The 332-nt window shown below is 58.7% G+C and carries 1 protein-coding gene; it reads left to right on the top strand.

Going from position 1 to position 332, the window contains the following annotated elements; translation table 11 throughout:
• Positions 1-260: hypothetical protein (locus HG542_RS36740; protein WP_218039110.1), on the top strand; the 260-nt coding region annotated here is incomplete at its 5' end.
• Between the last annotated feature and the right edge of the window lie 72 nt (positions 261-332).

Here is a 332-nt window from a genome sequence, read left to right as displayed (position 1 = left end):
GCGCCTGCGGCGCCCGTTCTTTTCCCCCGCCTTCTCTGTTTATGACTTACCAGAAATCACATCACCTTCCCTTTGATTATTCTCTTTTTCCTCCTGCTCTGACTCTGATTACTGCTCTGACTCTGATTACTGCTGCCCTGATTATTGTCTGTTTTGTTGTTCTCCTGCTTATGCCTTTTCCGGGCGTCCCCCTGGCGGGGCGGGCTGTCGTGAACGGAGCCAGCGAAGCTGTCTCCGCCCTGGCGGGCTTCCATCCCTGACGCAAAAACCCGGGTTTGCAGCGACCGGAACGGTCGCGCCACCCTTGTCGCGCCGTGGCCTGCGCTCCCGGC

This window comes from Streptomyces morookaense (genome assembly GCF_013030945.1).
GTDB classification, from domain to species: domain Bacteria; phylum Actinomycetota; class Actinomycetes; order Streptomycetales; family Streptomycetaceae; genus Streptomyces; species Streptomyces morookaensis.
The sequence above is the reverse complement of the archived record's forward strand: the minus strand, read 5'-3'. Positions and strand labels throughout refer to the sequence as shown.